Genomic DNA, 26,941 nt, shown 5'->3' with positions numbered 1-26,941 from the left:
CGTTCAGCCATGCGCTTCTTTCATGCGATCCGACTGCCATCATTCCGCCGGTTCTGCATTTCCCTCATGCTTTGCATCGTCCCCCGGTTTGTATGTGAGCAGGCGGCGGCTGAGGCGCGGACCCGCCCATCCTTCGATCTGTAGAGCCAGGCTGAATGTCGCGGGCACGATCACAAGGGTGAGGAGGGTGGAGAGCAGCAAACCGCCGATCACCGTTATGCCCATAGGCGCGCGCCAGGCGCTGTCGCCGCCAAGGGAAATGGCGGTGGGGACCATGCCCGCAACCATCGCGACGGTGGTCATGACGATCGGCTGGGCGCGCTTGTGCCCCGCATCGATGATCGCGTCGAACCGGGGCACGCCCTTCTGGATCTCCTCCAGCGCGAAGTCGATCACCAGGATGGAGTTCTTCGCGACGATCCCGAGCAGCATCAATATGCCGATCATTACCGGCATCGAGATGGGGTGCCCGGTAAGATGCAATGCCAATGCCCCGCCGAGCGGTGCCAGCAGCAGCGATCCCAGATTGACGAACGGCGGCATCAACCGCTTGTAAAGCAGTGTCAGCACCGCGAGCACCAGAAGGATGCCGGAAATGACCGCAACCGTGAAGTTCTTGAGCATTTCTGCCTGCCACTTCGATTCGCCGGTGTTGATCTTCTGAATGCCGGGGATGCGGCCTTCACTGATCTCCTTCATCGTGGGCAGGGCATTGATCTTCTTCATTGCCTGACTGCTGACGATGCCCGGCGCGAAGTCGGCATCGACGACGATCCGGCGGATCTGGTTATAGCGACGGATTTGCGTTGGCCCCGCACCGAATTCGATATCCGCGACGACCTTCAACGGGACGGAACCGCCGCTGACAGTCGGCACGGGCATATTCTCGATCGTCGCTATGTCGCTGCGGCTGTCCTCCGCCATCGCGACCCGGATGGGAATTTGCCGGTCGGCAAGCGAGAATTTGGCGGTATTCTGGTCAATGTCGCCGATCGTGGCCACGCGGATAGTCTGGCTGAGCGCGGCGGTCGTGACCCCCAGGCTCGCGGCCAGGTCAAAGCGCGGTTTGATGACGATCTCGGGCCTATTCATGTCGCCCTGGACGCGGGGCGACCGGACTTCCTTCACGCCGATCATTTCGGAAACCAGCTTGTTAGCGACACGATCCAGCAGCGCGGCATTGTCGCTGCCGAGCATGATCGTAACGTCACGGCCCATGCCTCCACCCGCTTGCGACTGGAAGTTCACACGGGCATCCGGGATTTGCTGGAAGCGGGGCGCCATGCTGCGTTCCCACTCGACCGAGGAAGCAGGCCGGTCCTTCTTCAGTGTAAGATAGATGTTGGCGCTGGTCGGTTGGATGTCGGCAAAGGCCGCATCGACGAATTTCGTGTCAGCCGTCAACATGTCCGCCACGCGCCGTGCGACTGCGGTGGTTTGCTGCAGGGTGCTGCCGGGAACCGTTTCGATCTTCACCTGACTGTAATCGGTGTTCATCGATGGCTGGAACGCCATTGGCAGCGTCCCGAAGGCGAGCAGCGTAGCGATGAAGGCCAGCCCCCCGATGCCGACGGTCCAGATACGGTGATCGCGAAGCCAGGCGCCAATGCGGGGCCGCCTGCCGCGCGCGCGGTATGCTTTGGCCCGGCTTTCATCGAGCGACCAGTGCAGCACACGCATATAGACGTCCATCAGCCAGCCTTCACCATGGCTTTCCTGGCCGTGCGCCTTGAGGAAATAGGCGGCGATCATCGGCGTGATGAGGCGGGCGACCGCCAGGCTTAGCAGCACCGCGACCACGACGGTCATGCCGAACTGGATGAAGAACTGGCCCGAAACTCCGGGCATCAGCGCAACTGGCAGGAATACGGCGACAATAGCCATCGTCGTCGCCAGCACGGCCAGGCCAATCTCGTCGGCCGCGTCGATCGATGCCTGATAGGCTGTCTTGCCCATGCGCATGTGGCGCACGATATTTTCGATCTCCACGATGGCATCATCGACCAGCACACCCGCGACCAGGCTCAGCGCCAGCAAGGAGGTCACGTTGAGCGTGAAGCCCATCATGTCCATGAACCAGAATGTCGGGATCGCTGACAGCGGGATTGCCGTGGCGGCGATGATCGTCGCCCGCCAGTCACGCAGGAACAGGAACACAACGACGACCGCCAGCACCGCGCCTTCGATCATGGACTGCATCGCCGCATGATATTGGCTCTTGGTATAATCGACGCTGTTGAAGAGTTCCTTGTAACGGATCTTCGGATTTTCTTTCTTAAGCTGGTCCAGCACCTTCATCGCATTGTCGAACACGGTGACGTCGGATGACCCCTTCGCCTTTTCCAAGCTAAAGCTCGTCACCTGCATGCCATTCATCAGGGAAAGCGATCGTTGTTCGGCATACATGTCGCGCACATCGGCAAGGTCGGACAGCTTGACGGTGCGGCCGCCGGAGATGGCGATCTGGGTTTGGCCCAGGGCATAGGCGTCCTGCGCATTGCCCAGCACGCGGATCGCCTGCTCGGCTCCTGCGATTTCGGTGCGCCCACCCGCCGCGTTCAGGTTGACCTGCTGCAACTGCTGATTGACCTGCGAAGCGGTTACGCCGTGCGACTGCAACTTGGCGGGGTCGAGGATGACGCGAATTTCACGGCTAACACCGCCGCCCCGCCTGACCGCCGCCATGCCTGGCACGGCCAGCAGCCGCTTGGCGACCGTATTGTCGACATACCATGACAATTGTTCGAGCGTCATGTCGGTCGCTTCGGCACTGAAATAGGCGATCGGAGGGTCTGCCTCAAGTCGGGTAACCTGCGGCTCCAATATGCCTTCGGGCAGTTCGCTGCGGATCTGGTCGATAGCGTTCTTGACGTCATTGACGCCCCGATCAATCGGCGTTCCGATCTGGAACTGCACGATCGTCATCGAATTGCCTTCGGAGACGGTCGAGGTGATCTCGTCAACGCCGCTGATGCCGCGCACGGCGGCCTCGACACGCTGCGTCACCTGGGTTTCCAGTTCCGGCGGCGCGGCGCCTGGCTGCAATACCAGCACTTGAGCGATGGGGAAGGTGATATCGGGCTGCTGGTTGATGTCCATGCGGCCAAAGCTGACCATCCCTGCGAGAAGCAGGGCGACGAACAGCACGAGCGGGGACACCGGGTTGCGGATGGCCCAGGCCGACATATTACGAAAACTCATGACGGCTTCCTCGCCTGCGCGGGCTTACCCGGCCTTTTGAACTTGCGGCCGCACCTTCTGCCCGGGCCGCAGAAAGGCGCCTGCCGATGCGACAATGCGTTCGCCGCCATTCAGGCCGCGCGTAACCGCAACGCCCTTCGGGGAGACCTGTCCGACCTCGACACCACGTCGTTCGGTCTCGTCCCGCGCGTTGACGATGTAGACAAATTGTCCCTTGGCATCGGTCTGCACGGCGGACTCCGGCAGCAGCGGCGCCGTTGCCGTGCCGCTGACGATGCGGGCGGCGGCAAATCCGCCGGGGCGGATCGCCTTGTTATAGGGTATGGAGATGCGCGCGATGCCCTGCCGCGTCTGTGGATCGACGACCGGAGAAACCTGCCAAATGCGTCCGGTGAATTCCGTCTGGCCACCGACAGGGGTGACCGTCGCGCTGTTGCCCGGCCGCAACGTGGCGAGATCGCTCTCGCTCAGTTGGGCCAGCAGTTCCATCTCGCCATCCTTGGCCATGCGGAAAAGCACGCCGCTGCCCGAACCGACTATCTGACCGGGTTCGACATCACGGGTCAGGATCAGCCCGGCCGCAGGGGCGCGAATGTCGAGCCGTCCCGTCCGGGCACGCTGTTCGGCCAATTGTGCAACCGCGACATTCACACGAGCGTTGGCGGCATCACGCGTTGCGGTGCGCTGGTCGATATCAGCCTGGCTGATGAAGCCGCGCGCTACGAGGGCGCGGGCACGGTCGAGCTGCGCTTGCGCCAGTTTCGCGTCTGCGCGATTGACCTCTACCTGTGCGGCGAGCGAGCGAACCTGCTCTGTCTGGACCGACCGCTCGATCACCGCGAGAATTTGGCCGGCGCGAACCCAATCGCCCGGTTGCACCAGCACGCGCGTCACCTGCCCGCCCTCACCGATGACTCCGACGGGCATTTCCACCCGCGCAGCGAGTGATCCCGTGCCGCTGACGGTGCGGGGCACGACGGACTGGCCCGGCACGAGGACGGTGACGACCGGCGCGTCTTCCGCAGGGGCTGCTCCATCCCCGCTCTTGCCATGCATGCTGATCCAGGCTGCAACGGCAATCAGGATGATCGCAATCACCGCGCCAATCGTCAGCGCCCGCCGCCTTGAAGGGCGCGGTTCTTCGCCAAAGACGCGCGCCGGAACATCTCCGGCAACCTGAGTTTCGTAATTCATCCTGATTCCATCATTCGGCCGACGGGCCGACCGGCACTGTGTTATATAAATACATCACCCGGCTCAACCCTCAATACACTTTGCGCATCGGCGGAGCAACGCGGGCGAGCCGCCTTTGCTTGCCAAATTCATGCGCCTGTGGCGCTATGCGGCATGAAGTGGATGGGAGGCTAGGATGGAATTACTAGGTTGGATCATCGTCGGCCTGTTCGCAGGAGCGATTGCCCGGTTCGTGATGCCGGGCAGAAATCCCGGTGGATGCGTGGTTACGATCCTGCTGGGAATAGCCGGGGCATTATTCGCCGCTTATGTCGGTCGATTATTGGGTGTCTATGAAGCGGACGAGCAGGCGAGCTTCCTTGCGGCCGTATTGGGCTCGATAGCCGTTCTGGCCATCTATCGCTGGTTTGCGGGACGCAGCTGAACAAACGGCAAAAAGGGCCGCGTCGAAACGCAGCCCTTCATACCCGCCAGCGTAGCTTCCGGGGTGGTTAACGCATTGATCCGCGACGGACCAGGTTGACGATGGCAAGCAGCACGATCGCACCCACAAGGGACACGAGGAAGCTGTAAAGTGTCAGACCATCATTGATCGAACCGCCACTGAAGATCAGGCCGCCGATAAAGGCGCCGACTATGCCCACCACGATGTTTAGAAGGATGCCCTGCTGCGCATCGGTGCGCATGACCATGCTGGCAAGCCAGCCGATGATACCGCCGACAACAAGCCACAAAATGATACCCATTTCACACTCTCCTTGGACCACCGCCCCCAGCGGGTTGGCTGATGTATTTAACGGCGAAGTCGGCTTCGCGTTCCCTCAGAAATGTTTCTGGCTTGACAATGGCGGTTGAATCGGTGCGCGCGCCAAGCGAAAGGGCTGCCCGATTTGCATCCGGCGGCCCTTAATGTGCCTGCTCCCTCGCTATCCGGCCTTGAGCCGGAGAAAAGGATCAGTATTTCTGCTGCCGTTCGTACAGCGACTTGTAATATTGGATCCGCGTAACACGCAGGCCGTGCATGCCCGACCGATCGACAGCGCGCTGCCAGCCTGCAAATTCCTCAAGCGTCAACGAATAGCGCGCGCAGGCTTCATCGACGGTCAACAGACCGCCATTGACGGCGGCGACCACCTCGGCCTTGCGACGGACGACCCAACGCGTCGTGTTCGCGGGAGGCAAGCTCTCCAGAGTCAAGGGTTCTCCGAGCGGCCCGACGACCTGAGCAGGTCGGATTTTCTGATTTTCTATCATTCTCACCCTCAAAAAGCGGCACTGGCGTTGCCGAATTCAGCAGCGGCAACCGGTATGCGCGTCAGCCCTGAAGATCAGCTAAAGCGCCACGGTAAACGCCCCCTTCATCATCCTTGTCCCACTCTTAAATGCTGTGCGATCAACGGGTTGAAACTTCCCGTTGGGCGTGCGGCCTCGATCATGCCGCCCGGACGTGGCGCGAACACTTCGGCCAAATCCTGGATCCAGTCGCTCGTCTCATCCTGCCCCCGCAGGACCCCGGCCACCGCCAGCGCGGTCGGGCTGGCCGCCTGCTCCGCCGCCGAAGCGGCGCGCAGCAACGGCCAGACCGGCGCGTGCGGTCGGCTGACGGGTCTGGCATTGGCGGGTTTGAGCCCGCCTGCCCGAAGGAAACCAAAATCCATGTGAAGGGAGGTAGCGAAAAAAGGATAAGGTCCGGTAAACTCGCGGGGCCCAAACGACGCTTTGCAGCGCCAGGCATGGAATCCCGCTGGAATGCAACGGCGCGGACGATTATATGCCCGGCCATGCAGCCCCAGTTCCAGTTGCCCGAACCGCTTGCAAAGCGGCGAATCGTCGTTGCCATGTCTGGCGGCGTCGATTCGAGCGTCGTCGCCGCCCTTGCCGCGCGCACGGGCGCCGAAACCATCGGCGTGACGCTACAGCTTTACGATCACGGCGCCGCTGTCGGCCGCACGGGCAGCTGTTGCGCGGGGCAGGATATACGGGACGCGCGCGCGGTCGCCGACCGTATCGGCATCGCTCATTATGTCTTCGATTATGAAAGCCGTTTCAGGGATTCCGTCATCGCCGACTTCGCCGATGAATATATGGCCGGGCGTACGCCTATCCCCTGCGTCAAATGCAATATGGGCGTGAAGTTTACCGACCTGTTCCAGATCGCGCGCGACCTGGGCGCCGATTGTCTGGCAACCGGCCATTATGTCCGCCGCGTCGAAGGAGCGCAGGGCGCCGAACTGCACCGGGCAGCGGACCCTGCGCGAGACCAGAGCTATTTCCTCTTTGCCACGACGCAGGCGCAGCTTGACTATCTGCGCTTTCCGCTGGGCGGCCTCCCCAAGCCGCAGGTGCGGGAAATTGCCGCAGAACTTGGCCTGTCGGTGGCGCTGAAGCCGGACAGCCAGGACATCTGCTTCGTGCCCGATGGCGATTATGCTGGCGTGGTTCGCAAGCTGCGCCCGGACGCTGATGAAGGTGGCGACATCGTCCATCTCGACGGCCGCATCATGGGCACGCACAAGGGGCTCATCCATTACACCGTAGGCCAGCGTAAAGGACTGGAGATCGGTGGACAGGCCGAACCGCTCTATGTCGTCCGTCTGGACGCCGATTCTCGGCGGGTGATCGTCGGCCCCAAAGCGGCGCTCGCGGTGTCAGCGGCTCGGCTGAGCGACATCAACTGGCTTGGCGGCGACTTCAGCGGGCCGCTGACCGCCAAGGTGCGGTCGATGGCAAAGCCTGTTCCGGCAAGGCTGGAGGGTGATCGCCTGATGTTTGACGCCCCGGAATATGGCGTGGCGCCGGGTCAGGCCGCCGTGCTCTACGCGGGCGACCGGGTGCTGGGCGGCGGCTGGATTGAGGCCACCGAGGCTGCGCTGGCGCAAGCTGCATGAATATTGTCCTTTGTGGCGCGCACGGCTAAGGCCCGCCGGTCATGACTCGCCCACTCACCCTCGCCATCCCCAAAGGCCGCATCCTTGATGAAGCGCTGCCGATGCTCGCGCGCGTCGGCATAGAGCCGGAGGCGGAATTTCATGACAAGAAGAGCCGGGCGCTCCGCTTCGCCACCAATCGCCCTGATATTTCGATCATCCGCGTGCGCGCTTTCGACGTCGCGACCTTCGTCGCCCATGGTGCGGCGCAGATCGGTATAGTCGGGTCGGACGTTGTCGATGAGTTCGACTATTCCGAACTCTACGCGCCGGTCGATCTCGATATAGGTCATTGCCGCCTGTCGGTCGCAGAACCGGTCGACCTTGCGGGCGAGGATGAGGCCGCGATGAGCCATGTGCGGGTTGCCACCAAATATCCTTACCTCACGCGTCGCTATTATGAGGCGCGCGGCATCCAGGCGGAATGCGTGAAGCTGAACGGCGCGATGGAACTCGCGCCCTCGCTCGGCCTGTCGCGCCGGATCGTCGATCTCGTGTCATCAGGCGCGACGCTCAAGGCAAACGGGCTGGTCGAAACCCATGTCATCATGCAGGTGTCGGCGCGGCTGGTCGTCAATCGCGCTGCCTACAAGATGCGCTCGGCCGAACTGGCGCCGCTGGTGGAAAGCTTCCGCAAGGCCGTGGGGAAGCGCGATGCCGCTTAGGCTCGACAGCCGCGACGCTGATTTCGCAGCCGCCTTCACCACTTTGGTCGATGCCCGGCGCGAAGCGGACGAAGATGTGTCGCGCGACGTCGCGGCAATCCTGAAGCGCGTCCGCGCCGAAGGCGACGCCGCGCTGGCCGATTACACCAGCCGGTTCGACCGACACGATCTGGAGGCAAGCGGCTGGGCGGTTACCCCCGCCGAGTGCCGCGCGGCGCTGGAAGGCATCACGCCTGAGTTGCGCGATGCGCTGGAACTCGCCGCCGCACGGATCACCGCCTATCACGAAAAGCAGCGGCCGCAGGACAGCGACGGCACCGACAGCGCGGGCGTGCGCCTTGGCGCGCGCTGGCGGGCAGTCGATGCGGCGGGGCTTTATGTACCCGGCGGACGCGCAGCCTATCCCAGTTCGCTGCTGATGAACGTCATCCCGGCCAAGGTTGCCGGCGTGTCGCGCATCGCCATGGTGACGCCCACGCCCAATGGCGTGATCAACCCGCTCGTCCTTGCCGCTGCCAGCATTGTCGGCATTGAGGAAATCTGGCGCGTCGGCGGTGCGCAGGCCGTGGCTGCGCTCGCCTATGGCACGGATCGGATCAAGCCGGTCGATGTCATCACAGGCCCCGGTAATGCCTGGGTCGCCGAAGCCAAGCGTCAGCTTTATGGCGTAGTCGGCATCGACATGGTCGCAGGACCGTCCGAGATCGTCGTGGTCGCCGACGGGAAAAATGATCCGGACTGGATCGCCGCTGATCTGCTGAGCCAGTCGGAGCATGATCCGACCAGCCAGTCGATCCTCTTCACCGACGATGCCACTTTCGCCGATGCCGTGGCGGCGGCCGTCGAAAAGCGACTGCCGCTATTGTCGACGCAGGCAGTCGCCACGACGAGCTGGGCGGCCAACGGCGCAATCATCCTGGTGCGTGATCTGGAAGAAGCGATGCCGCTGGTAAACCGTCTCGCGGCCGAGCATCTCGAACTGGCGGTGGATGATCCCGATGCCCTGTTCGCGCAGGTTCGCCATGCCGGATCGGTCTTTTTGGGCCGCATGACCCCCGAAGCCGTAGGCGATTACGTCGCAGGCCCCAACCATGTACTGCCTACGGGTCGCCGTGCACGTTTTTCCTCGGGGCTTTCGGTACTCGACTTCATGAAACGCACCAGCTTCCTCAGCCTTGATCAGGCTGCGATCGATGCGATCGGCCCGGCGGCGGTCGCGCTGGCGGAAGCGGAGGGGTTGCCTGCCCATGCCGCCTCGGTGGCGGTGCGGCTCAAATAACTTCCGTTCGCCCCAAGCTTGTCGAGGGGCAGTATTTTCTTCAAAAAGGGCAGGGCTTCGACAGGCCCAGCCCGCACGGCTATATGGAATCCCGATGACCGAACGCTCCAAATCCCGCTCCGCAGCCCGGCTTGCCGCTGTGCAGGCGCTGTACCAGCTGGACATGGAAGGGACGCCCCTCGCCACCCTGCTGCATGAATTTCATCAGCACCGGCTGGGCGCGACCATCGAAGACGTGACCTATGCCGATGCGGAAGAGAGCTTTTTCGACGATGTCGTGACCGGCGTGGACAAGCGGCGCGGCGAAATTGACGCCATGATCACCGCCCGCCTGTCCAAGGGCTGGAGCCTTGAGCGGCTCGACAAGCCGATGCGCCAGATCTTGCGGGCAGGTGCCTATGAACTGATCGCGCGCAAGGATGTACCGACCGGCACGGTCATCAGCGAATATGTCGATGTCGCTCATGCCTTTTACGACAAGCGCGAGGCGGGTTTCGTCAATGGCCTGCTGGACGGCGTGGCCAAGGATGTACGGAAATAGGCGCCTGTCCTGATGTCGCATCCCCTGTCGAACGGGTGACGGGCTTTTTGGAAAAGGGTTAGGTTAGGGCATGTCCGCTGAATCCCGTTTCCTGACCTTGCTGCGGTTGCTGGCGAACGATCCGGCAGCGCGCGGCCTTCAGGACGATGTGGCGGTGCTGGATGTGGGCGGCGCGCGCCTGATCCTCACCAGCGACACGATGGTGGAGGGGGTGCATTATCTCCCCGGCGATCCCCCTGCGGACATCGGCTGGAAACTTGCCGCCGTGAACCTCTCCGACCTGGCCGCCAAGGGCGCGCGGCCTGTGGGTTGCCTGCTCAATTACGCGCTGTCGGGCGACGATGGCTGGGACGCGGCGTTTCTTGAGGGGCTGGGCGAGGCGCTCAGCCGTCATGCCATGCCGCTATTGGGCGGCGACACGGTGCAGATGCCGCAGGGCAGTCCGCGCAGCTACAGCCTGACGGCGATTGGCGAGGCAAGCGGCCCCGTGCCCGCCCGTAGCGGCGCGCGGGCGGGTGATCGTCTCTATCTGACAGGTCCCGTTGGCGATGCCGGAGCGGGGCTTGAACTGCTCCGCGCGAACGCCGCAGCATCCGGGCCGCTGGTGGAGGCTTATCGCCGCCCCCGGCCCCGGCTCACCGAGGGCGCGCTGCTTGCGGGCGAAGTCCATGCGATGATGGATGTATCTGACGGCTTGCTGATCGATGCCGCCCGCATGGCGCAGGCTAGCGGATTGGCTGTCACCATCGATCATGTTCCGCTTTCCCCGGCGCTGGAGGCAGTGAGCGGCGGCAGCACCGCCGCTCAGGTCGCAGCGGCGCGGGCAGGCGATGACTATGAACTGCTGTTCGCACTGCCGCCCACGACAAAGCCGCCAGTACGAGCCATTCCGGTGGGTCGTTTTTCACCGGGATCGGGGCTGAAGCTGATCATTGACGGCGCAGAGATGCCGTTGCCCGCCCGGCTTGGCTGGGAACATGGCTGAACCGGGACCCGCCAAGACCCTGATTCGGATGCGTTTCGTAACGGCTTGACGCCACCCGTCCTGTCTGTAGCTTCCGTCCATCCTTTTCTCAGCCCGGTTGGACGCCCATGACGCGCGTAACCTTGATGCTGATTGATGCGGTGCCTGATGCCGGATGCGTGAATTCCGGCCGCCCGCGCTTATGCCTTTCGCCCGCCCGTTTTTCCCTGCGGAGCGGCCGATGACAGCAAAAACAGGGGGAGAGGAACATCCATGCAGATTGTCTATATCGCCATAGGGTGCGGGCTATTAGCCCTGCTCTACGGCCTGATAACCAGTCGTCAGGTACTGGCGGCCTCCGCCGGCAATGAAACCATGCAAACGATCGCGGGGGCGATCCAGGAAGGGGCAAAGGCCTATCTCAGCCGCCAATATATGACCATCGGCATGGTCGGGGTTGTGGTTGCGGCGATCGTCTTCTTCTTCCTGGGCGCGACATCGGCAATCGGTTTTCTGATTGGCGCCATCCTGTCCGGCGCGGCAGGCTTCATCGGCATGAACATTTCCGTGCGCGCCAATGTCCGCACCGCCGAAGCGGCCCGCACTACGTTGCAGAGCGGCCTGACCGTCGCTTTCCGCGCTGGCGCGATCACCGGCATGCTGGTGGCGGGCTTGGCGCTGCTCGCAATCAGCGTCTTCTTCTGGTTTCTGACCGGACCCGCAGGGCATGCGCCTGATGACCGTCTGGTGATCGATTCTCTGGTCGCACTGGCTTTCGGCGCCAGCCTCATCTCGATCTTCGCGCGTCTGGGCGGTGGCATCTTTACCAAGGCGGCGGATGTGGGTGCCGACCTCGTGGGCAAGGTGGAAGCGGGCATTCCGGAGGATGACCCACGCAATCCCGCCGTCATCGCCGACAATGTGGGCGACAATGTGGGCGACTGCGCCGGTATGGCGGCCGACCTGTTCGAAACCTACGTCGTCACCGTTGGTGCGACCATGGTGCTGACGGCGCTGCTGGTGAGCGGGGTCGACAATGCCTTCCTGCAACGGCTGATGGCATTGCCTCTGATCGTCGGCGGTGTGTGCATCATCACGTCGATCATAGGCACCTATATGGTGCGCCTTGGCTCCAATCAGTCGATCATGGGGGCGCTCTACAAAGGCTTTTGGACAACTGCGATCCTGTCGATCCCGGCGCTGTATTTCGTTACGCAATTCACGCTGGGTGACCTCAACGTGCGCTTTGGCACCGACCTTGACGGCGCGGGCGGTTACACCGGCATGGCGCTGTTCTGGTCGATGATGGTGGGCCTTGCCGTTACCGGCCTGATCGTCTGGATCACCGAATATTATACCGGCACCAACTACCGTCCGGTTCGCAGCATCGCTCGCGCGTCCGAAACCGGTCATGGCACCAACGTGATCCAGGGGCTGGCCGTCAGTCTGGAAGCAACCGCGCTGCCGACGCTGGTGATCGTCGCCGGTATCATCGTCGCGCATCAGCTGGCGGGCCTGATCGGCATTGCCTTTGCGGCTACCGCGATGCTGGCGCTGGCGGGCATGGTCGTGGCGCTCGATGCCTATGGCCCCGTCACCGACAATGCGGGCGGCATCGCGGAGATGGCGCATCTCGACGACAGCGTGCGGGGCAAGACCGATGCGCTGGACGCCGTGGGCAATACGACCAAGGCGGTGACGAAAGGCTATGCCATCGGATCGGCGGGCCTCGCCGCGCTGGTCCTGTTCGGCGCTTATACCGAGGATCTGAAATTCTATAACTCGGCGCTGGGCTTGACCGAGCCGGTCGATTTCAGCCTGTCCAACCCCTATGTCATCGTCGGCCTGCTGCTCGGCGCATTGCTGCCCTATCTGTTCGGCGCAATGGGCATGACGGCAGTGGGCCGCGCGGCGGGCGACGTGGTGAAGGACGTTCGCGACCAGTTCGCCACCAACAAGGGGATCATGGAAGGGACGTCACGGCCCGACTATGCCCGCACTGTCGACCTTGTCACCCGCGCGGCGATCAAGGAGATGATCATCCCCAGCCTGCTGCCGGTGCTGGCGCCGATCGTCGTCTATTTCGCAATCTCTGCCGTTGCCGGAACGCCCAATGGCTTTGCGGCGCTGGGTGCATTGCTTCTGGGCGTGATCGTGTCGGGCCTGTTTGTCGCCCTTTCCATGACATCGGGTGGCGGCGCCTGGGACAATGCCAAGAAATATATCGAAGATGGCAACCATGGCGGCAAAGGCTCTGAGGCCCATAAGGCAGCTGTGACCGGCGATACCGTGGGTGATCCCTACAAGGATACGGCAGGGCCTGCGGTCAATCCGATGATCAAGATAACGAACATCGTCGCGCTGCTCTTGCTCGCCGCTCTGGCGCACGGCGTCTGACCGCATTTCGCAACGAAAAGGATATGACCCCGCCCTGTCATGGGGCGGGGTCTTTTTTTGTGCGGAAGGCGGATTGACGGTTGCCGCTATCGGTCACGCCGCAGAAACAATCGACACAAAACTTACATAAAATAGAAATGCTATCGTCACATAAAGGTCATAGTCGCGCCCCGACGCCATGGGGCGGAGGGAGACTATGATGCGACCGATTTTGAAACTGGCACCTGCGCTGGTGGCTTTGGCCATTCCGGCTGTGGCTCATGCCACGGAGGATGACCAGCTCTGGACCGGCGTTAGCGCCACGGTGAAACTAAGCGACAAATGGCGCTTCTTCCAGGAGGTAATCGCCCGGTTTAGCAACGACCGCGACGGTCTGTACGAGGTCGAGATGAACTCGATGATCGGCTACAAGGTCAACAAGAAGGTGACGGTCTGGGCGGGCTATACCCATGACCCCAATTATAATGCTGGTGACTTCGCCGTCATGGAACATCGCGGCCGCCAGCAGGTGACGTTCGACAATATCGTGAAGATCGGTCCTGGCCAGCTTAGCGCCCGCCTGCGTCTTGAGGAGCGCTGGCGCGAAGGGGTCGATGGCACGGCCTGGCGCTTCCGCCCCTATGTCAAATATGTGCTGCCCTTCAAGGAAGGCGGCAAGACCGCGCTGGTGCTGAGCCATGAAAGCTTCATCGACCTCAACACCACCAATTTCCAGCGGGTCGAGGGCGAGGAGCGGATGCGTAACCTGATCGCCATCACGACCCCGATCGCGAAGAATGTGAATGCGGAAATCGGCTATCTGCATCAGCATGGCTTTCGTCCGAATGCCGACGATGCCAACGACAATGTGGCGTCGCTGTCGCTGAGCTTTTCCTTCTGATTTTCGGCACCGGAGCGGGGGAGGGCGGTGCCTTTCCCCGCCCGGCGGATGAAGCGGCGGCGCTCCAGCTTGCCCCTCTACCCCTCGCGGGCCTATAGGGCGCGCCATGACCAGCGAACCCTTCCGATCGCAACTGGCGGCTCTTGAAAAGCGCGGCCGCCTGCGCCGTCTGGTGCCGCGTGCCGGGCGCGACTTTGCCTCTAACGACTATCTGGGCCTGGCGTCCGATCCGCTGATCGGTCAGGCCGTGGCGGACGCGGTGGCGCGGGGCGTGCCCGTGGGATCGGGTGGTTCCCGTCTGCTGCGGGGCAATGCGCCCGAGCATGAGGGGTTGGAGGCGAAGGCGGCTGCTTTCTTTCGGACACAGGCGGCGCTGTTTCTCGCCAATGGCTTTGCAGCCAACTGCGCCTTGTTTTCGACATTGCCGCAGCGTGGCGACCTGATCGTCGCGGACGAATTGATCCACGCCAGCGTTCATGACGGCATCCGCCTGTCGAAGGCCGCCACCGTCTTTGCCCGACATAATGATGTGCAGAGCTTCTCCGACCTGATCACCGCCTGGCGCGAGGAAGGTGGCAAGGGCCGCATCTGGATCGCGGTCGAAACGCTTTATTCGATGGACGGCGACACGGCGCCGCTCGCCGATCTCGCAAAACTGGCCGCGCAGCATGACGGGATGCTTATCCTGGATGAAGCGCATGGAACGGGCGTGTTCGGCCCTAGCGGCCGGGGCCTGTCCGCCGGGTTGGACGGGCTGCATAATGTGGTGACGCTTCACACCTGCGGCAAAGCCATGGGCGTGGAAGGCGCGCTGATTTGCGGGCCGCAGATCATCATCGACTATCTGATCAACCGGGCGCGCCCCTTCATTTTCTCCACCGCGCCCTCGCCGCTGATGGCGGTGGCCGCCTCGGCTGCACTCGACCGGATCGAGCAGGCTGACGACCTGCGCGCGCGGCTGAAGACGCTGTGCGTCGATGCCGCCGAAGTCATCTGCGCGCCACTGGGCTTGCCTGCGCCGCGCACCCACATCGTCCCCGTGCTGCTGGGTGAAGACCGGCGCACCATGGCCGCCGCCGCCGCACTGCAGGAGGCAGGCTTCGACGTGCGCGGCATCCGGCCGCCGACGGTGCCGCCAGGCACCAGCCGCCTGCGCATTTCCCTGACATTGAATGTTGGCCGCGCCGATGTGGCGGCTCTAGGCGAAGAACTGCAAAGGGTTCTCGCATGAATCGCTTCATCGTCACCGGCACCGACACTGACATCGGCAAGACGGTCTTCGCCGCCGGGCTCGCAGGCGCGCTTGGCGCTCATTATTGGAAGCCGGTGCAAGCGGGCGTCGACCCCGAAGGCGACAAGGAAACGGTCGCACGGCTAGGCAACCTGCCGAAAACTCGCATCCTGCCGGAAGCCTACCGCCTCACGACGCCCGCTTCGCCCCATCTGGCGGCCCGCATCGACGGCGTTGAAGTGCGTCTCGACAAGCTCGCCCTGCCGCAAGTGGATGGCCCGCTGGTCGTGGAGGGCGCAGGCGGCGTGCTGGTGCCCGTCAGCGAAACCTTGCTGATGGCCGATCTCTTCGCCCATTGGCAGCTGCCGGTCATCCTATGTGCCCGCACCGCGCTCGGCACGATCAACCACAGTCTGCTCAGCATTGAAGCATTGCGCAGCCGGGGCGTGCCGCTGGCGGGCATTGCCTTCATCGGCGATCCCCATGAGGAGAATGAGCGGATCATCCCACAGCTCGCCAAGGTGCCAAGCCTCGGCCGCCTCCCGCGCCTCGACCCGCTGGATCCCGCCATCCTGAAGGCTGCTTTCGCCGAGAATATCCGCCTGCCCTGAAGAGGGCCGCAGCCACTTTTGCACGACTTTCGACAATTGCCATGGACTCGTCGCCCTGCGCCGGGTCAATTGCCATGATCGGATCAAGCAAGGGATGCTTCGATGAAAAATCTCCTGATGAGCGCCGCGATTGGCGCTCTGCTGCTCGCTGCCAACGCCGCACAGGCGGACCAGGCACCATCTGCCAAGCCGACCTATGGCAGCTACGGCTTCGACGACAAGGGCATGGATCCGGCCGTCAAGCCGGGGGACGATTTCTATCTCCATGCCAATGGCGGCTGGGCCAAGGCGACACCGATCCCAGCCGACAAGTCCAATTATGGCGCGTTCAACGTGCTCGATGATCTGTCACGGGAACGCACCCGGGGCATATTGGAGGAGGCAAGGAAAGACCCCGCCAGCCGTATCGGGATCGCCTATGCCAGCTATCTCGACGCCCCTACCGTCGAAGCGAAGGGCCTGGCCCCCATCAAGCCCTGGCTCGCGAAGATCGCGGCGGTAAAGGACAAGTCCGGATACGCCCGGCTGGCGGCAGAGGCTGCGCGAGCCGGTATCGCAGGCCCGTTCACCTTTTATGTGGGGCAGGATGACAAGGCGCCCGACACTTACATCCTGAACCTCCGCCAATCGGGCCTTGGCCTGCCGGATCGTGACTTCTATCTACAACCTGACGAGAAGATGGCGGCCATCCGTACCGCTTATGCTGCGCATCTCGAACAGTTGCTGACACTGGCGGGCGCGAGCGACGCAAAGACGCGCGCCGCCGCCCTGATGGCGTTCGAAACGGAAGTGGCGAAGATCCACTGGACCCAGGTCGATAGCCGGGACGCGGACAAGACCTACAACCGCATGACGCTCGCCGAATTGCAGAAAGCCGCGCCCGGCTTCGACTTCCCGGCCTATTTCGCCGCCAACGGCCTGAAGCCGCAGGCGCTGATCGTCGCGCAGCCGACGGCGATCGCGGGCGAAGCAGCACTGATCGCGCGAACCCCGATAGGCGTGTTGAAAGATGCCCTGTTGCTGCGCAGTCTGCACAGCTACGCCACTTACCTCCCCGACCGGATCGCCGACGCCGACTTCGCCTTCTACGGCACCACTCTATCCGGCACGCCGCAGCGCGAAGAGCGGTGGAAACGCGCCGTCAGCTTCGTCAAGGAGGCGATGGGCGAGGAAGTCGGCAAAATCTATGTCGCCCGCTATTTCCCGCCGGAAACCAAGGCGGCGATGGACCAGCTCGTCAAAAATGTGATCGCCGCCATGGGCCGCCGCATCGACGGCCTCGGCTGGATGAGCGATGGCGCGAAGGCGAGGGCGCACAAGAAGCTGGCCGCCTTCACGCCCAAGATCGGTTATCCCGACAAATGGCGGGATTATAGCGGGGTTACGATCATCGCAGGCGACCTGTTCGGCAACGCGGTGCGATCGAACCAATATGAATTCGACTATCAGATGGGGAAGCTCGGCAAGCCGATCTACCGATGGGAATGGCAGATGACGCCGATGGAGATCAACGCCTATGCGGACTTCTCCATGGTGGAGATCGTCTTCCCGGCCGCCATCCTCCAGCCGCCCTTCTTCGATCCCCACGCCGATCCGGCGGTGAATTATGGCGGCATCGGCGCGGTAATCGGCCATGAACTTAGCCACCATTTCGACGATCAGGGCGCCAAATATGATGAGACCGGTAAGCTCAACCAGTGGTGGAGCGATGCTGATGTCGCTGCCTTCAAGGCTTTGACCGGCAAGCTGATAAAGCAATATGACGCCTACGAGCCTTTCCCCGGCGCGCATGTGAAGGGCGACTTTACCTTGGGCGAGAATATCGGCGATCTGGCAGGCGTCGCGGTGGCGCTGGACGCCTATCATGCGTCACTCGGCGGCAAGCCCGCGCCGGTGATCGACGGCACCACCGGCGATCAGCGCTTCTTCCTCGGCTGGGCGCAAGTATGGCGGCGCAATTATCGCGAGCCCAACTTGCGCCAGCGGCTGGTCACTGACCCGCATTCGCCGTCGCAATATCGGGCGGATACCGTGCGGAATTTCGATCAATGGTACGCCGCCTTCAACCCGGTGCCCGGCAGCAAGCTCTATCTCGCGCCTCAGGATCGGGTGAGAATCTGGTGAAAAGATGAGCATCAGTAACGATTCTGCCCTGCGATGAACCGTGATGGTGCGAGTGATGAGCTGCGCCGCGCCCGACCGTCGTCCCTCAAATCTCACGTTTCGCCGGAACACTCTTTAAACCTCGTGCGCTCTTCCACAGCTTTGAGACATCAAATCGCAAGGAGAAGCATGTTGACGGGTTTTCGTTCATCACTGGTTTTGAAGACGGCAATGGCATCGGTCGCTTTGTTGGCAGCGGCTCCAGTTCTGGCTCAGGGCGCCGCAACTCCGGCTACGCCCGCGACGCCTGCCACTCCGGCGGCGCCTTCGGCCGATGCGGGTAAATTTAGCGATGCTGACATCAAGCTGTTCGCGGCTGCTGCGGTCGAAGTGACCAAGATTCAGTCCGACACCAGCATCGCTGATGCGGAAAAGCAGCCCAAGATGCTCGCCGCGTTGCAGGCATCGGGCATCGCGCCGGAAAAATTCAATGAGATCGGCCAGGCTGCAGCCGCCGATCCTGCGTTACAGCAGCGTATCCAGGCGGCCGCGCCTGCGGCACCGGCGACACCAGCCGCCCCTGCTGCCCCGGCCACTCCGGCCAAGTAAGCGTAAGCGGCATAATATAAGGGAGGGTGCTTGGCCTGACGCTTGGGCTATTCTAAGCGTCTCGCCATGACCTCCCCTATATGGCACCCCTTCACCCAGCACGGCCTTAACGAAGCCATCCCGCATGTCGTTCGTGCGGAAGGCGCCCTGTTGCATCTGGCAGACGGCGGCACGTTGATCGACGCCATCTCCAGCTGGTGGGTAACGACCCACGGCCATTGCCATCCCCGCATCGCTCAGGCGATCGCTCAGCAGGCCGGGCAGCTCGACCAGCTGATCTTCGCAAATTATACGCATACGCCCGCTGAAGAGGTTGCTCGCGGCCTGATCGAATTCGCCCCCCGCGCGGAAGGGTGCGACCCGCTCGCCCATGTCTTCTATTCCGACAGCGGATCGACCTCCGTCGAAGTCGCGCTGAAGATGGCGCTCGGCTATTGGCACAATCGCGCGCTGGATGGTTTGTCCGCCCCCCGGCATCGCATCCTTGTCCTTGAACATGGCTATCATGGCGACACGATCGGCACGATGTCGGTCGGCGAGCGCGGCGTGTACAACGCCGCATGGACGCCTTTGCTGTTCGACGTCGGCACCATCACCTTTCCCGCGCCGGGTGCGGAGCAACAGACGCTCGACGCGCTGGAAGCGGCTTGCAAGGAGCATCCGGCGGCGTTCATCGTCGAACCCTTGGTCCTGGGTGCTGGCGGGATGCTGATCTACCCGCCTGCCATATTGCGGCAGATGGCGGAAATCTGCGCGCGGCATGATGTCCTGTTCATCGCTGACGAGGTGATGACCGGCTGGGGCCGCACCGGCACAGTCTTCGCTTGCGAGCAGGCGGGCGTCGTGCCGGACATCATGGCTGTTGCAAAGGGTATTACCGGCGGCTCCGTCCCGCTCGCGGCGACGCTCGCCACGGCGCGCATATTCGACGCGCACAGGTCGCAGGACCGGGCGCGGCTTTTCTACCACTCGTCCAGCTACACAGCGAACGCCATCTCCTGCGCGGCGGCGGCGGCCAACCTCGCCATCTGGCGCGAGGAGGATGTGCTCGGCCGCATCGCCGCGCTCGAACAGAATATGGCGGAGCGACTCGGCAAGCTGGCGCTTCATCCAGCCTTCACGAATGCCCGGCAGCTTGGCACGATCGTCGCGATTGACCTGATCGCGCCGGACGCAGGGTATCTGTCGGACCTCGCTCCCCGCCTGCGCGCCTTCTTCCTTGATCGGGGCATTTTGCTGCGTCCTTTGGGCAACAGCATCTACCTGATGCCGCCCTTTTGTACGGATGTGGATCAGCTGGATCACATCTTTGCGGCCTTGTCTGACGCGGGCGATATATTTGGCGTGTCAGCCTGACTTTCATTTTCCGCATTTTGCCGCTATGGCGGCGCGATTTTTGGTTTCCCCAGGATATTATGGCAAAAGAAGAACTGCTTGAAATGCGCGGACAGGTTGTGGAGCTTCTCCCCAACGCCATGTTCCGCGTCCGGCTTGAAAATGATCACGAGATCCTTGGTCACACGGCGGGCAAGATGCGGAAAAACCGCATTCGCGTGCTGGTGGGCGACGAAGTGCTGGTCGAACTGACCCCCTACGACCTGACCAAGGGTCGGATCACTTACCGCTTCAAATAAGCCGCTTTTTCGATGCGGCTCATCCTTGCTTCGGCTTCTCCCAGACGGTGTGAACTTCTGGGTCAGATCGGCGTGCGTCCCGACGCTGTGGACCCCGCCGATCTTGATGAAACCCCTTTGAAAGGCGAATTGCCAGCGACCTATGCCGTGCGCGTGGCCGCTGAAAAGGCTGCGTTGGTGGCTGCCCGTCATCCCGGCGCGCTGGTGCTTTCAGGCGATACGGTCGTCGCGGCAGGCCGCCGCATCCTGCCCAAGGCAGAGACGGAGGATGAAGCGCGCGCCTGTCTTTCGCTGCTCTCCGGCCGCCGCCACCGCGTGCTGAGCGCCATCACGCTCATCGATGGCGAGGGCAGGGCAAGGCATCGCCTTTCCACCAATATCGTTATCTTCAAACGTCTGGAGCGCGCCGAGATCGACGCCTATATCGCCAGCGAAGAATGGCACGGCAAGGCAGGCGGCTATGCGATTCAGGGCCGTGCCGCCGGGCTGATCCGCGCGATACAGGGCAGCCATAGTGCGATCATGGGCCTGCCCCTTTACGAAACCCGCGCGCTGCTGAAGGCAGCGGGCTACCCACTGGACTGACTGATATGGCCGAATGGCTCTATGAAGAAGGGATTGGCGAGGCCCGCGCCGCGTTGATCGAAAAAGGCCGTTTGGTCGAGGCACAGATCGAGCGTGAGGGCGATGGCGCCCGCGCCGGTGCGGTCATGCAGGGCAAGCTTGTTCGGACCATCATCCCCAAGAAGCGCGGCATTGCCCGCCTGATCTCGGGCGAGGAAGTGCTGGTCGAACCCATCCCACCAAAAACCGCAGAGGGCGCGACCGTCCTCCTCGAAATCCTGCGCGAAGCCATCCCGGAGGAAGGCCGCCCGAAGCTCGCCAAGGCCCGCATCGCCCAGCCGGGCTCCAAGGTGCATCCTGCCCCCAGCCTCCTCCAGCGCCTCCGCACGACGGGCATTCCCGTCGTCCCATGCCCCGCGCATGAGGAAGATCGCTTTGAAGCCCATGGCTGGAGCGAACTGATGGAAGAGGCGATGTCCGGTGAAATCGGCACGGAGGAAGCGGCGCTCCGCATCTTCCCGACGCCCGCGATGATCCTGATCGACGTAGACGGATCGCTGCCGCCCGCGAAGCTCGGTCCCAAGGGCGCGAAACTGGCGGCGCAGGCGATCCGCCGCATGGGCCTGACCGGATCGATCGGCGTCGATCTACCCACCATGAACAATAAGGATGAGCGGGCCGTCGCCTCGGCGCAGATCGACAAATATCTGCCGCTTCCCTTCGAACGCACGGCGGTGAACGGCTTCGGCTTCGTCCAGGTCATCCGGCGGCGCGAGCGGATGAACCTCATGGAGTTGCTGCGGGCTGATCCGATCGAAACGGCGGCTCTCGCATTGCTCCGCCGTGCCGAACGGGAAGGCAATGGCGGGCCAGTGACGATCACCGCCGCGCCCCCCATCATCGACCGCCTGTACAAGGCGACCGACTGGTTGGAGCAGCTCGCCCGTCGACGCGGTGGCGCCGTCAGCTTGAAGGCGGATCCCAGCCTTGCCATATCGGCGGGCCATGTCGCCTAAATCATCCTCCTGCCCGATCTGCGGCCAGCCAGCCCATCCCGACACGCAGCCCTTCTGCGGAAAGGCCTGCCGTGACCGTGACCTGCTGCAATGGCTGGGCGAAGGCTATCGCGTCCCCGGAACCCCCGCCGCCGACGAGATGAAAAAAAGCGACGATGATGGGGTGGACAACCCCCCGGATTGATGCCTATAGGCACGCCTCTCAATGCCGCCGGTGGTCCTCCCCGGCGCCCGTGCCCGGGTAGCTCAGTTGGTAGAGCATGCGACTGAAAATCGCAGTGTCGGCGGTTCGACTCCGTCCCCGGGCACCACTAACTCTCTGAAAAATAAAGATTTTTCTGCTGCTGAGAGAGTGGCGCGTTCTTCCCTGTGTAATTGGATCAGATTGGCAGTGCTATACGCTGTTCAAGGTTGTCCAGGGCGGTATCATTATGCTCGCCCTTCGTATGGTCATCACCCTAGCTGATTTGCTGACACTGTTCGGGAACAAAGGCGAACTCCTTTTTGACGTCAAAGCCTCGCGCAAAATGAGCATAATTAGCAAAATTCAATTTTGTCGTTGGCTTAGTCACATGCTGATCCGATACTTGCCAACTTAGCCGCACCGCAATCAGGCTGCGTCAATCAGGTTCAATTGACCGAATGACAGGAAGTAGGCTCGCATTGTCTCGCGCAACAATAGGACTATCTCTGAAGGCACGCGGCAAGAAGCCAATGTCGGGCCTTCATTCGCTCTTCATGGAGCAAATCAATGCTGCACCTAGGCTCTATTTGATCAAGCGCATCGAACAGTTGATCGTTGAAAAGACCCCCAAGGCTCCGAAGCCTTTTGTCAGGGAATATGCGAAACATATCGCTACGACGCCTGCCGAGCCGTTTGAATGGGCCGACGAACGTGAAGAGGGTACCGACATTGAGCTTACACTGTCGGCTGAAGAGATCATTCCCCTTATCGAAGAGGCCCAGAAATTCATAGAAAACGAACTGCCTGCGATCCTTCCCAAGATTGTTAAGAGTTCAGCAAAGGTAATCCTCAAATCGCTCAAGGCGGATTGGTCGGCCCAGCGCGCTTACGATGAAGCGCGGATGATCCAATTTCGGGAAAATCTGCTGCTGCGCTGGCAAGATGCCTTCGATACGCTTCGAATGATTTACACCATCTCGCTGGAGGTCGGCGGCGAGATGGTGAAATCGCGCAGGCGGTCGCGGTCGAAAAAGAACAGAGTTTTGAATGATACGTTGATTCGACTGCATGCGCGCGCCTGCCAAGTGACGTTTGAGGTCATGACCCTAATGGAAAACGGCTTGGCCGATGGCGCTATGGCGCGTTGGAGAACGCTGCATGAAATTGTCGTAGTGGCAGAACTGCTGGTCAAGCATGGAGAGGAACTGGCAGTCAGGTATCGCGCGCACGAGTTTGTAGAGGCCAAGCGCGCAATGGACAGATTCGTCCTATTCCATGAACAGTTGGGGTACGCCCCGCCGTCAAAGCGGGACGTGGCCGAGACGGAAAAGGGCTACGAGGCCGCACTCAAGCTTTATGGCGACCGCTTCGGCTCTGAATATGGCTGGGCTGCTGAGCATCTCAAGATCAAGAAGCCGAGAATGGTCGATCTAGAAGCCGCAGCGGGACAAGCAGCGATGCAATCTTACTACCGCATGGCGAGCTATAATGTTCACGCCAGTTCAAAGGGTATAGCGTTTCGCCTTGGGTTGCTGGACAGCGAGGAGTCGCCCGTAATGCTCGCAGGTCCCAGCAACGCTGGTTTCGTAGAGCCTGCACGGAATACCGCTGCTGATCTTGTCCATATCACCTGTCTTTTGGCCCACGGAACAGCGCGATTCGACCGGATGGTCGAATGGCAAATTCTCATTCAGCTCCGAGACGAACTATTTCCGAAATTGGATAGGGCGCATCGAGACCTAGAGAAATCGCATAAGGCGCGGGTGAAATTTGAAGCTGAGCGGCGCAAGATGAGGGGGAAATGAGATAGCGACTCAGATGGCTGGTATCAGATTGGGCCTGTGCAACTGGCGCTACCGAATGACGAGCGTCGAAGAGCGCTTATAGTATGGTCGATCCGCTTAGAGGATAGGTAGGACATCGCTCGTCGCGTGGCGACATGGTGGCGACACAGACTGAGGGCGCAAATTCGCCTCGCCATAAGGCGACTATCCCGTTGATTCATGGAGCGGGCGAAGGGATTCGAACCCTCGACCCCAACCTTGGCAATATTCATTGCTCTCATAACATCATGAAATAACGCAACTAAATTCTATAATATCATATCCGTATATGATCCGTATATTGTGGAATTCATCCATTTTCCCTTCAAAAATCAACGTCTTGATGTAAATGACATAGCTTCTAGCGACGGTCGGGAACGGGATGAAAAACTACAAGAAAAAGCAAAAGACCATCTCCGCAAAACCTACTACAGAAATCACGATCCGATCTGGACCGGCAAAATTCAGTAAAAGTTGTATATGGGTGGAGAGCGGCGACTTTTACGGATCGAAGCATTCGCGCGACGACGACCGCTATCTGATCGTTGGCTTCGACACAGAATTTAAGACCCCTGACGAGATCCTTACTCCGCAAGACATTAGGGCTGGTGAAGGGAAATACAAGGTTATTTCCTATCAGTTCCACTGTAGCTTGTATGACCCTGGACAGCCGAATGCCAGAGAGTGGAGTGGGGTTTGTTATCCGCAGGATGGAGAGCGGCTGAAACTAGCCGATATTCTGCTGTTTGCCTTCCATGAGGGAATCAAGAGCGGAGCTGTCCAGAAACTGCCCAACAAGGTGTATATCGCTGGACATTTCACCCGTGCTGACTTCCCGGCGTTGGCCGACTTCCAATCCCTCACTGAACTAATTGCCAGCGTTCGCAGCACATTTCTTTCGATCGATAATTGCATCCCGATAGAGTTTTGGTTTGACGAAGGTAAGCCGGTCAGGATCGATGTCGTTCTACGCGACACAATGCTCCTGACGCCCGCTACATCCAAAAGCCTGCGGGCGTTGGGCGATCTGGTCGGGGTGGAAAAGATCGTTCTCGATCCCGATCCCCGCAAGGAGCAATTCTACAAGGAGAATATGGACGTTCTTCTCGCAGAGAAGCCTGACCTGTTCGACCGGTATGCGATCACTGATGCCGTGATCTGTGTTCGCTATCTGGAGCAGTTGATTGACCAGTGCGAAGTGATCCTTGGCAAGCGAAAGGTGCCTGCAACCCTGACTGGCATCGGTGTTGATCTGCTAATGAAAACATGGACAGGGTCTGGCCTGTGCCCAGTGGAAATGATTGGCAAAGAAACCGTTCAGCACGGCTACTTCAACAAGAGGCTTGGTCGGCACGTCAAGCAGATTACCGACGTCTATATGCAGGAGGTGGATTGGCACGTTGCCCTGGCGACGGAGTGTTATCATGGTGGTCGGAACGAGCAGTTTTGGTTCGGCCCCGCCTTCGAGGATAACTGGACGGATTACGATCTAGCCGGTGCCTATCCCACTGCGATGGCCCTAATCGGTATAGCGGATTGGCGGAAAATTGCTGTGTCCCTTGATCTGGATGACTACACGCCAACCACCCTCGGCATAGCGAATGTTGAGTTTGAATTTCCTGACACCGTTAGGTTTCCGACATTGCCGGTCCGCACCAGCAATGGACTGGTATTCCCCCGGACCGGTATTAGCGATTGCGCCGCTCCTGAAATATTCTTGGCCCGTGCGTTGGGAGCGAAGCTGACGATCAGGCATGGTGTGGTCATTCCATGTGATCGTGACCGTCCTGCCTTTGCCGATTTTATCAGCCAGTGCATTCTGAAGAGAAAATCGTATGCCAAGAATTCTCTGAAAAACCTGTTCTGGAAGGAACTGAGCAATTCCAGCTACGGCAAAACTGCTCAAGGGCTGCATCACAAGCGGGTGTATGATCTCCGTGATCGGGAAATGAAGCCGCTGCCGGAAAGCAAGATCACCAATCCGTTCTTCGCAGCCTACATCACATCCTTTGTGCGTTCTGCACTGGGGGAAATTATGAACGCCTTACCGCCGGAAGTGTGCGTGTTCAGCTGCACCACCGACGGGTTTTTGACCAATGCCACGCAACAGCAGATCACTGCCGCCAGTGCTGGTCCGATTGCTGATCTTTATCGGCAAAGCCGGGACATGCTTACCGGTGACCCGACCATGCTGGAGGTAAAGCATGTAGTTCGGAAACCCCTTGGATGGCGAACCCGTGGGCAAGCTACCTTGTTGGAGGGTAGGAGCAATCACGGGGATGGCGTCAACATCGTGTTGGCGAAAGGCGGCATATACACGCCGGAATATCTCGAGGATCAGCGTGTTCTAAATGACCGCATCGTGGAGATGTTTCTCAATCGCAAGCCTGACGACATAATCCCGTTGAAGATCAAGACAGGCATCCGGGACATTGTGGAATTTGAAGCCGATCTTGTGGATAAACACGTCTCCAAACGGCTCAACATGGAATTTGACTGGAAGAGAATGCCATACGCCGCTTGGCAGGATGAGGCAGTGGGCCACGTCGCATTCAGTACCACGCCATGGGATAGCGTCGATGAGTTTGCCAAGGTGCGCCAGCATTGGGAAAGTTTTGCTGTGACGTCCCCTCGCTGCATCAAGACCCTTGAGGATTATTCCGCCTTGGCAACCTACATTTTTGCGCAGTCGGCGTTGGAAGGGGATGGGAACCGCTATCTGAAGAAGCAAGACCCCGATCTAAAGCGGCTGAGGCAGATGTTATGTGCGGCATGGCGGAAATCGGCGGCTGGGATAACCCGTAAATTCGATGGGAATACCGACGCTTCGTTTGCTGATCTTCTGACCGCTGTGGGCATTCCGTGTAAACGATCTGATGTTGAAAATGCCCGCAAGCCTTTTCTGCCGCATATGTGTCCGGCCACCCCAGCGGTGATCGATACCCTTGGCAAGTTGAAATCCATCATTCCGACGCTTGAAGTGGACCTGTTTTTGTCCGGGCAGCAACCTATCGACATACTCGCCGCCACCGAGAGAAATGTTCCATTCAAGGCTTTGGCCGAGGCATAAATTTTCTAGGCTGTTCCCCCCTCAATGCATCGGAATGGATAAGTATAT

Annotated in this window: 24 protein-coding genes and 1 tRNA gene; 20 read left to right on the top strand and 5 right to left on the bottom strand. The window is 61.0% G+C overall.

Features of this window, described 5'->3' with window-relative positions; genetic code table 11:
- Positions 1-39 precede the first annotated feature (39 nt).
- Together ACZ5U1_RS10590 and ACZ5U1_RS10585 are read right to left on the bottom strand one after the other, a co-directional pair.
- Positions 40-3,201, bottom strand: coding sequence for an efflux RND transporter permease subunit (locus tag ACZ5U1_RS10590; RefSeq protein ID WP_464778365.1), 3,162 nt, complete (start codon positions 3,199-3,201; stop codon positions 40-42).
- Between the two features lie 24 nt (positions 3,202-3,225).
- Positions 3,226-4,395: an efflux RND transporter periplasmic adaptor subunit gene (locus ACZ5U1_RS10585; RefSeq protein WP_464778364.1), complete on the bottom strand. Its 1,170-nt coding sequence runs from the start codon at positions 4,393-4,395 to the stop codon at positions 3,226-3,228.
- 175 nt (positions 4,396-4,570) lie between these two features.
- Here ACZ5U1_RS10585 and ACZ5U1_RS10580 point away from each other — a divergent pair, with 175 nt between their 5' ends.
- A complete protein-coding gene (locus ACZ5U1_RS10580; RefSeq protein WP_464778363.1) occupies positions 4,571-4,819 on the top strand; it encodes a GlsB/YeaQ/YmgE family stress response membrane protein in 249 nt (82 codons plus the stop codon).
- 67 nt (positions 4,820-4,886) lie between these two features.
- Here the strand turns inward: ACZ5U1_RS10580 and ACZ5U1_RS10575 are convergent, their stop codons facing one another.
- From ACZ5U1_RS10575 to ACZ5U1_RS10565, 3 genes are all read right to left on the bottom strand, one after another.
- On the bottom strand, positions 4,887-5,141 hold the full coding sequence (locus tag ACZ5U1_RS10575; RefSeq protein WP_167304188.1) for a GlsB/YeaQ/YmgE family stress response membrane protein: 255 nt from the start codon (positions 5,139-5,141) through the stop codon (positions 4,887-4,889).
- Positions 5,142-5,349: 208 nt separating this feature from the next.
- On the bottom strand, positions 5,350-5,649 hold the full coding sequence (sciP, locus tag ACZ5U1_RS10570; protein WP_097092542.1) for a CtrA inhibitor SciP: 300 nt from the start codon (positions 5,647-5,649) through the stop codon (positions 5,350-5,352).
- Between the two features lie 107 nt (positions 5,650-5,756).
- Positions 5,757-6,053, bottom strand: coding sequence for a hypothetical protein (locus ACZ5U1_RS10565; RefSeq protein ID WP_464778362.1), 297 nt, complete (start codon positions 6,051-6,053; stop codon positions 5,757-5,759).
- A 123-nt stretch (positions 6,054-6,176) separates the two neighbouring features.
- Here ACZ5U1_RS10565 and mnmA point away from each other — a divergent pair, with 123 nt between their 5' ends.
- The 19 genes from mnmA to ACZ5U1_RS10470 all read left to right on the top strand — a co-directional run bounded on the left by mnmA (position 6,177) and on the right by ACZ5U1_RS10470 (position 26,893).
- Entirely contained in the window at positions 6,177-7,283 is a 1,107-nt protein-coding gene (mnmA, locus tag ACZ5U1_RS10560; protein ID WP_464780030.1) for a tRNA 2-thiouridine(34) synthase MnmA, read from the top strand.
- A gap of 41 nt (positions 7,284-7,324) precedes the next feature.
- Complete coding sequence (hisG, locus tag ACZ5U1_RS10555) at positions 7,325-7,987, top strand: ATP phosphoribosyltransferase (protein ID WP_449474392.1); 663 nt, start codon at positions 7,325-7,327, stop codon at positions 7,985-7,987.
- A complete protein-coding gene (hisD, locus tag ACZ5U1_RS10550; RefSeq protein ID WP_464778361.1) occupies positions 7,977-9,266 on the top strand; it encodes a histidinol dehydrogenase in 1,290 nt (429 codons plus the stop codon). The genes hisG and hisD overlap by 11 nt, the downstream gene beginning before the upstream one ends.
- 94 nt (positions 9,267-9,360) lie before the next feature.
- Positions 9,361-9,807: a transcription antitermination factor NusB gene (nusB, locus tag ACZ5U1_RS10545; protein ID WP_464778360.1), complete on the top strand. Its 447-nt coding sequence runs from the start codon at positions 9,361-9,363 to the stop codon at positions 9,805-9,807.
- 70 nt (positions 9,808-9,877) lie between these two features.
- Positions 9,878-10,792 (top strand): thiamine-phosphate kinase, encoded by a 915-nt coding sequence (gene thiL, locus ACZ5U1_RS10540; RefSeq protein WP_464778359.1) that lies wholly within the window; start codon positions 9,878-9,880, stop codon positions 10,790-10,792.
- 252 nt (positions 10,793-11,044) lie between these two features.
- A complete protein-coding gene (locus ACZ5U1_RS10535) occupies positions 11,045-13,168 on the top strand; it encodes a sodium-translocating pyrophosphatase (RefSeq protein ID WP_464778358.1) in 2,124 nt (707 codons plus the stop codon).
- Between the two features lie 199 nt (positions 13,169-13,367).
- The gene (locus tag ACZ5U1_RS10530; RefSeq protein WP_464780029.1) at positions 13,368-14,048 is read left to right on the top strand and encodes a DUF2490 domain-containing protein; all 681 of its coding nucleotides are present in this window, start codon (positions 13,368-13,370) and stop codon (positions 14,046-14,048) included.
- 106 nt (positions 14,049-14,154) lie between these two features.
- Complete coding sequence (locus tag ACZ5U1_RS10525) at positions 14,155-15,279, top strand: 8-amino-7-oxononanoate synthase (protein WP_464778357.1); 1,125 nt, start codon at positions 14,155-14,157, stop codon at positions 15,277-15,279.
- The gene (gene bioD, locus ACZ5U1_RS10520; RefSeq protein WP_464778356.1) at positions 15,276-15,890 is read left to right on the top strand and encodes a dethiobiotin synthase; all 615 of its coding nucleotides are present in this window, start codon (positions 15,276-15,278) and stop codon (positions 15,888-15,890) included. Before ACZ5U1_RS10525 ends, bioD begins: the two co-directional genes overlap by 4 nt.
- Positions 15,891-15,992: 102 nt before the next feature.
- Positions 15,993-18,014: a M13 family metallopeptidase gene (locus ACZ5U1_RS10515; protein ID WP_464778355.1), complete on the top strand. Its 2,022-nt coding sequence runs from the start codon at positions 15,993-15,995 to the stop codon at positions 18,012-18,014.
- Between the two features lie 168 nt (positions 18,015-18,182).
- Positions 18,183-18,602, top strand: coding sequence for a DUF4168 domain-containing protein (locus ACZ5U1_RS10510; RefSeq protein WP_449474691.1), 420 nt, complete (start codon positions 18,183-18,185; stop codon positions 18,600-18,602).
- Between the two features lie 66 nt (positions 18,603-18,668).
- Positions 18,669-19,958, top strand: a complete 1,290-nt coding sequence (locus ACZ5U1_RS10505) for an adenosylmethionine--8-amino-7-oxononanoate transaminase (RefSeq protein ID WP_464778354.1) — start codon at positions 18,669-18,671, stop codon at positions 19,956-19,958.
- Positions 19,959-20,017: 59 nt separating this feature from the next.
- Positions 20,018-20,236 carry a translation initiation factor IF-1 gene (infA, locus tag ACZ5U1_RS10500; protein WP_003049127.1) on the top strand — a complete coding sequence of 73 codons (219 nt, stop codon included), beginning with the start codon at positions 20,018-20,020 and terminating at the stop codon, positions 20,234-20,236.
- 12 nt (positions 20,237-20,248) lie between these two features.
- On the top strand, positions 20,249-20,821 hold the full coding sequence (locus ACZ5U1_RS10495) for a Maf family protein (protein WP_464778353.1): 573 nt from the start codon (positions 20,249-20,251) through the stop codon (positions 20,819-20,821).
- A gap of 5 nt (positions 20,822-20,826) precedes the next feature.
- Positions 20,827-21,816 carry a ribonuclease gene (locus ACZ5U1_RS10490; RefSeq protein ID WP_464778352.1) on the top strand — a complete coding sequence of 330 codons (990 nt, stop codon included), beginning with the start codon at positions 20,827-20,829 and terminating at the stop codon, positions 21,814-21,816.
- Positions 21,806-22,000: a DNA gyrase inhibitor YacG gene (locus tag ACZ5U1_RS10485; protein ID WP_464778351.1), complete on the top strand. Its 195-nt coding sequence runs from the start codon at positions 21,806-21,808 to the stop codon at positions 21,998-22,000. Before ACZ5U1_RS10490 ends, ACZ5U1_RS10485 begins: the two co-directional genes overlap by 11 nt.
- A gap of 51 nt (positions 22,001-22,051) precedes the next feature.
- Positions 22,052-22,127: transfer RNA gene (locus ACZ5U1_RS10480), tRNA-Phe, on the top strand.
- A 403-nt stretch (positions 22,128-22,530) separates the two neighbouring features.
- Positions 22,531-23,805, top strand: coding sequence for a DUF5677 domain-containing protein (locus ACZ5U1_RS10475; RefSeq protein ID WP_464778350.1), 1,275 nt, complete (start codon positions 22,531-22,533; stop codon positions 23,803-23,805).
- 400 nt (positions 23,806-24,205) lie between these two features.
- Complete coding sequence (locus ACZ5U1_RS10470; protein WP_464778349.1) at positions 24,206-26,893, top strand: DNA polymerase; 2,688 nt, start codon at positions 24,206-24,208, stop codon at positions 26,891-26,893.
- Positions 26,894-26,941 lie beyond the last annotated feature (48 nt).

The organism is Sphingobium sp. TomTYG72 (genome assembly GCF_055394715.1).
This window is presented reverse-complemented; position numbering and strand designations above follow the sequence as displayed.

What these genes read in the sequence shown, in the direction of transcription:
- ACZ5U1_RS10590 (WP_464778365.1), bottom strand. Translation starts at nt 3,201, where the DNA reads ATGAGTTTTCGTAATATGTCGGCCTGGGCCATCCGCAACCCGGTGTCC.
- ACZ5U1_RS10585 (WP_464778364.1), bottom strand. Translation starts at nt 4,395, where the DNA reads ATGAATTACGAAACTCAGGTTGCCGGAGATGTTCCGGCGCGCGTCTTT.
- ACZ5U1_RS10580 (WP_464778363.1), top strand. Translation starts at nt 4,571, where the DNA reads ATGGAATTACTAGGTTGGATCATCGTCGGCCTGTTCGCAGGAGCGATT.
- ACZ5U1_RS10575 (WP_167304188.1), bottom strand. Translation starts at nt 5,141, where the DNA reads ATGGGTATCATTTTGTGGCTTGTTGTCGGCGGTATCATCGGCTGGCTT.
- sciP (WP_097092542.1), bottom strand. Translation starts at nt 5,649, where the DNA reads ATGATAGAAAATCAGAAAATCCGACCTGCTCAGGTCGTCGGGCCGCTC.
- ACZ5U1_RS10565 (WP_464778362.1), bottom strand. Translation starts at nt 6,053, where the DNA reads ATGGATTTTGGTTTCCTTCGGGCAGGCGGGCTCAAACCCGCCAATGCC.
- mnmA (WP_464780030.1), top strand. Translation starts at nt 6,177, where the DNA reads ATGCAGCCCCAGTTCCAGTTGCCCGAACCGCTTGCAAAGCGGCGAATC.
- hisG (WP_449474392.1), top strand. Translation starts at nt 7,325, where the DNA reads ATGACTCGCCCACTCACCCTCGCCATCCCCAAAGGCCGCATCCTTGAT.
- hisD (WP_464778361.1), top strand. Translation starts at nt 7,977, where the DNA reads ATGCCGCTTAGGCTCGACAGCCGCGACGCTGATTTCGCAGCCGCCTTC.
- nusB (WP_464778360.1), top strand. Translation starts at nt 9,361, where the DNA reads ATGACCGAACGCTCCAAATCCCGCTCCGCAGCCCGGCTTGCCGCTGTG.
- thiL (WP_464778359.1), top strand. Translation starts at nt 9,878, where the DNA reads ATGTCCGCTGAATCCCGTTTCCTGACCTTGCTGCGGTTGCTGGCGAAC.
- ACZ5U1_RS10535 (WP_464778358.1), top strand. Translation starts at nt 11,045, where the DNA reads ATGCAGATTGTCTATATCGCCATAGGGTGCGGGCTATTAGCCCTGCTC.
- ACZ5U1_RS10530 (WP_464780029.1), top strand. Translation starts at nt 13,368, where the DNA reads ATGCGACCGATTTTGAAACTGGCACCTGCGCTGGTGGCTTTGGCCATT.
- ACZ5U1_RS10525 (WP_464778357.1), top strand. Translation starts at nt 14,155, where the DNA reads ATGACCAGCGAACCCTTCCGATCGCAACTGGCGGCTCTTGAAAAGCGC.
- bioD (WP_464778356.1), top strand. Translation starts at nt 15,276, where the DNA reads ATGAATCGCTTCATCGTCACCGGCACCGACACTGACATCGGCAAGACG.
- ACZ5U1_RS10515 (WP_464778355.1), top strand. Translation starts at nt 15,993, where the DNA reads ATGAAAAATCTCCTGATGAGCGCCGCGATTGGCGCTCTGCTGCTCGCT.
- ACZ5U1_RS10510 (WP_449474691.1), top strand. Translation starts at nt 18,183, where the DNA reads ATGTTGACGGGTTTTCGTTCATCACTGGTTTTGAAGACGGCAATGGCA.
- ACZ5U1_RS10505 (WP_464778354.1), top strand. Translation starts at nt 18,669, where the DNA reads ATGACCTCCCCTATATGGCACCCCTTCACCCAGCACGGCCTTAACGAA.
- infA (WP_003049127.1), top strand. Translation starts at nt 20,018, where the DNA reads ATGGCAAAAGAAGAACTGCTTGAAATGCGCGGACAGGTTGTGGAGCTT.
- ACZ5U1_RS10495 (WP_464778353.1), top strand. Translation starts at nt 20,249, where the DNA reads ATGCGGCTCATCCTTGCTTCGGCTTCTCCCAGACGGTGTGAACTTCTG.
- ACZ5U1_RS10490 (WP_464778352.1), top strand. Translation starts at nt 20,827, where the DNA reads ATGGCCGAATGGCTCTATGAAGAAGGGATTGGCGAGGCCCGCGCCGCG.
- ACZ5U1_RS10485 (WP_464778351.1), top strand. Translation starts at nt 21,806, where the DNA reads ATGTCGCCTAAATCATCCTCCTGCCCGATCTGCGGCCAGCCAGCCCAT.
- ACZ5U1_RS10475 (WP_464778350.1), top strand. Translation starts at nt 22,531, where the DNA reads ATGTCGGGCCTTCATTCGCTCTTCATGGAGCAAATCAATGCTGCACCT.
- ACZ5U1_RS10470 (WP_464778349.1), top strand. Translation starts at nt 24,206, where the DNA reads ATGAAAAACTACAAGAAAAAGCAAAAGACCATCTCCGCAAAACCTACT.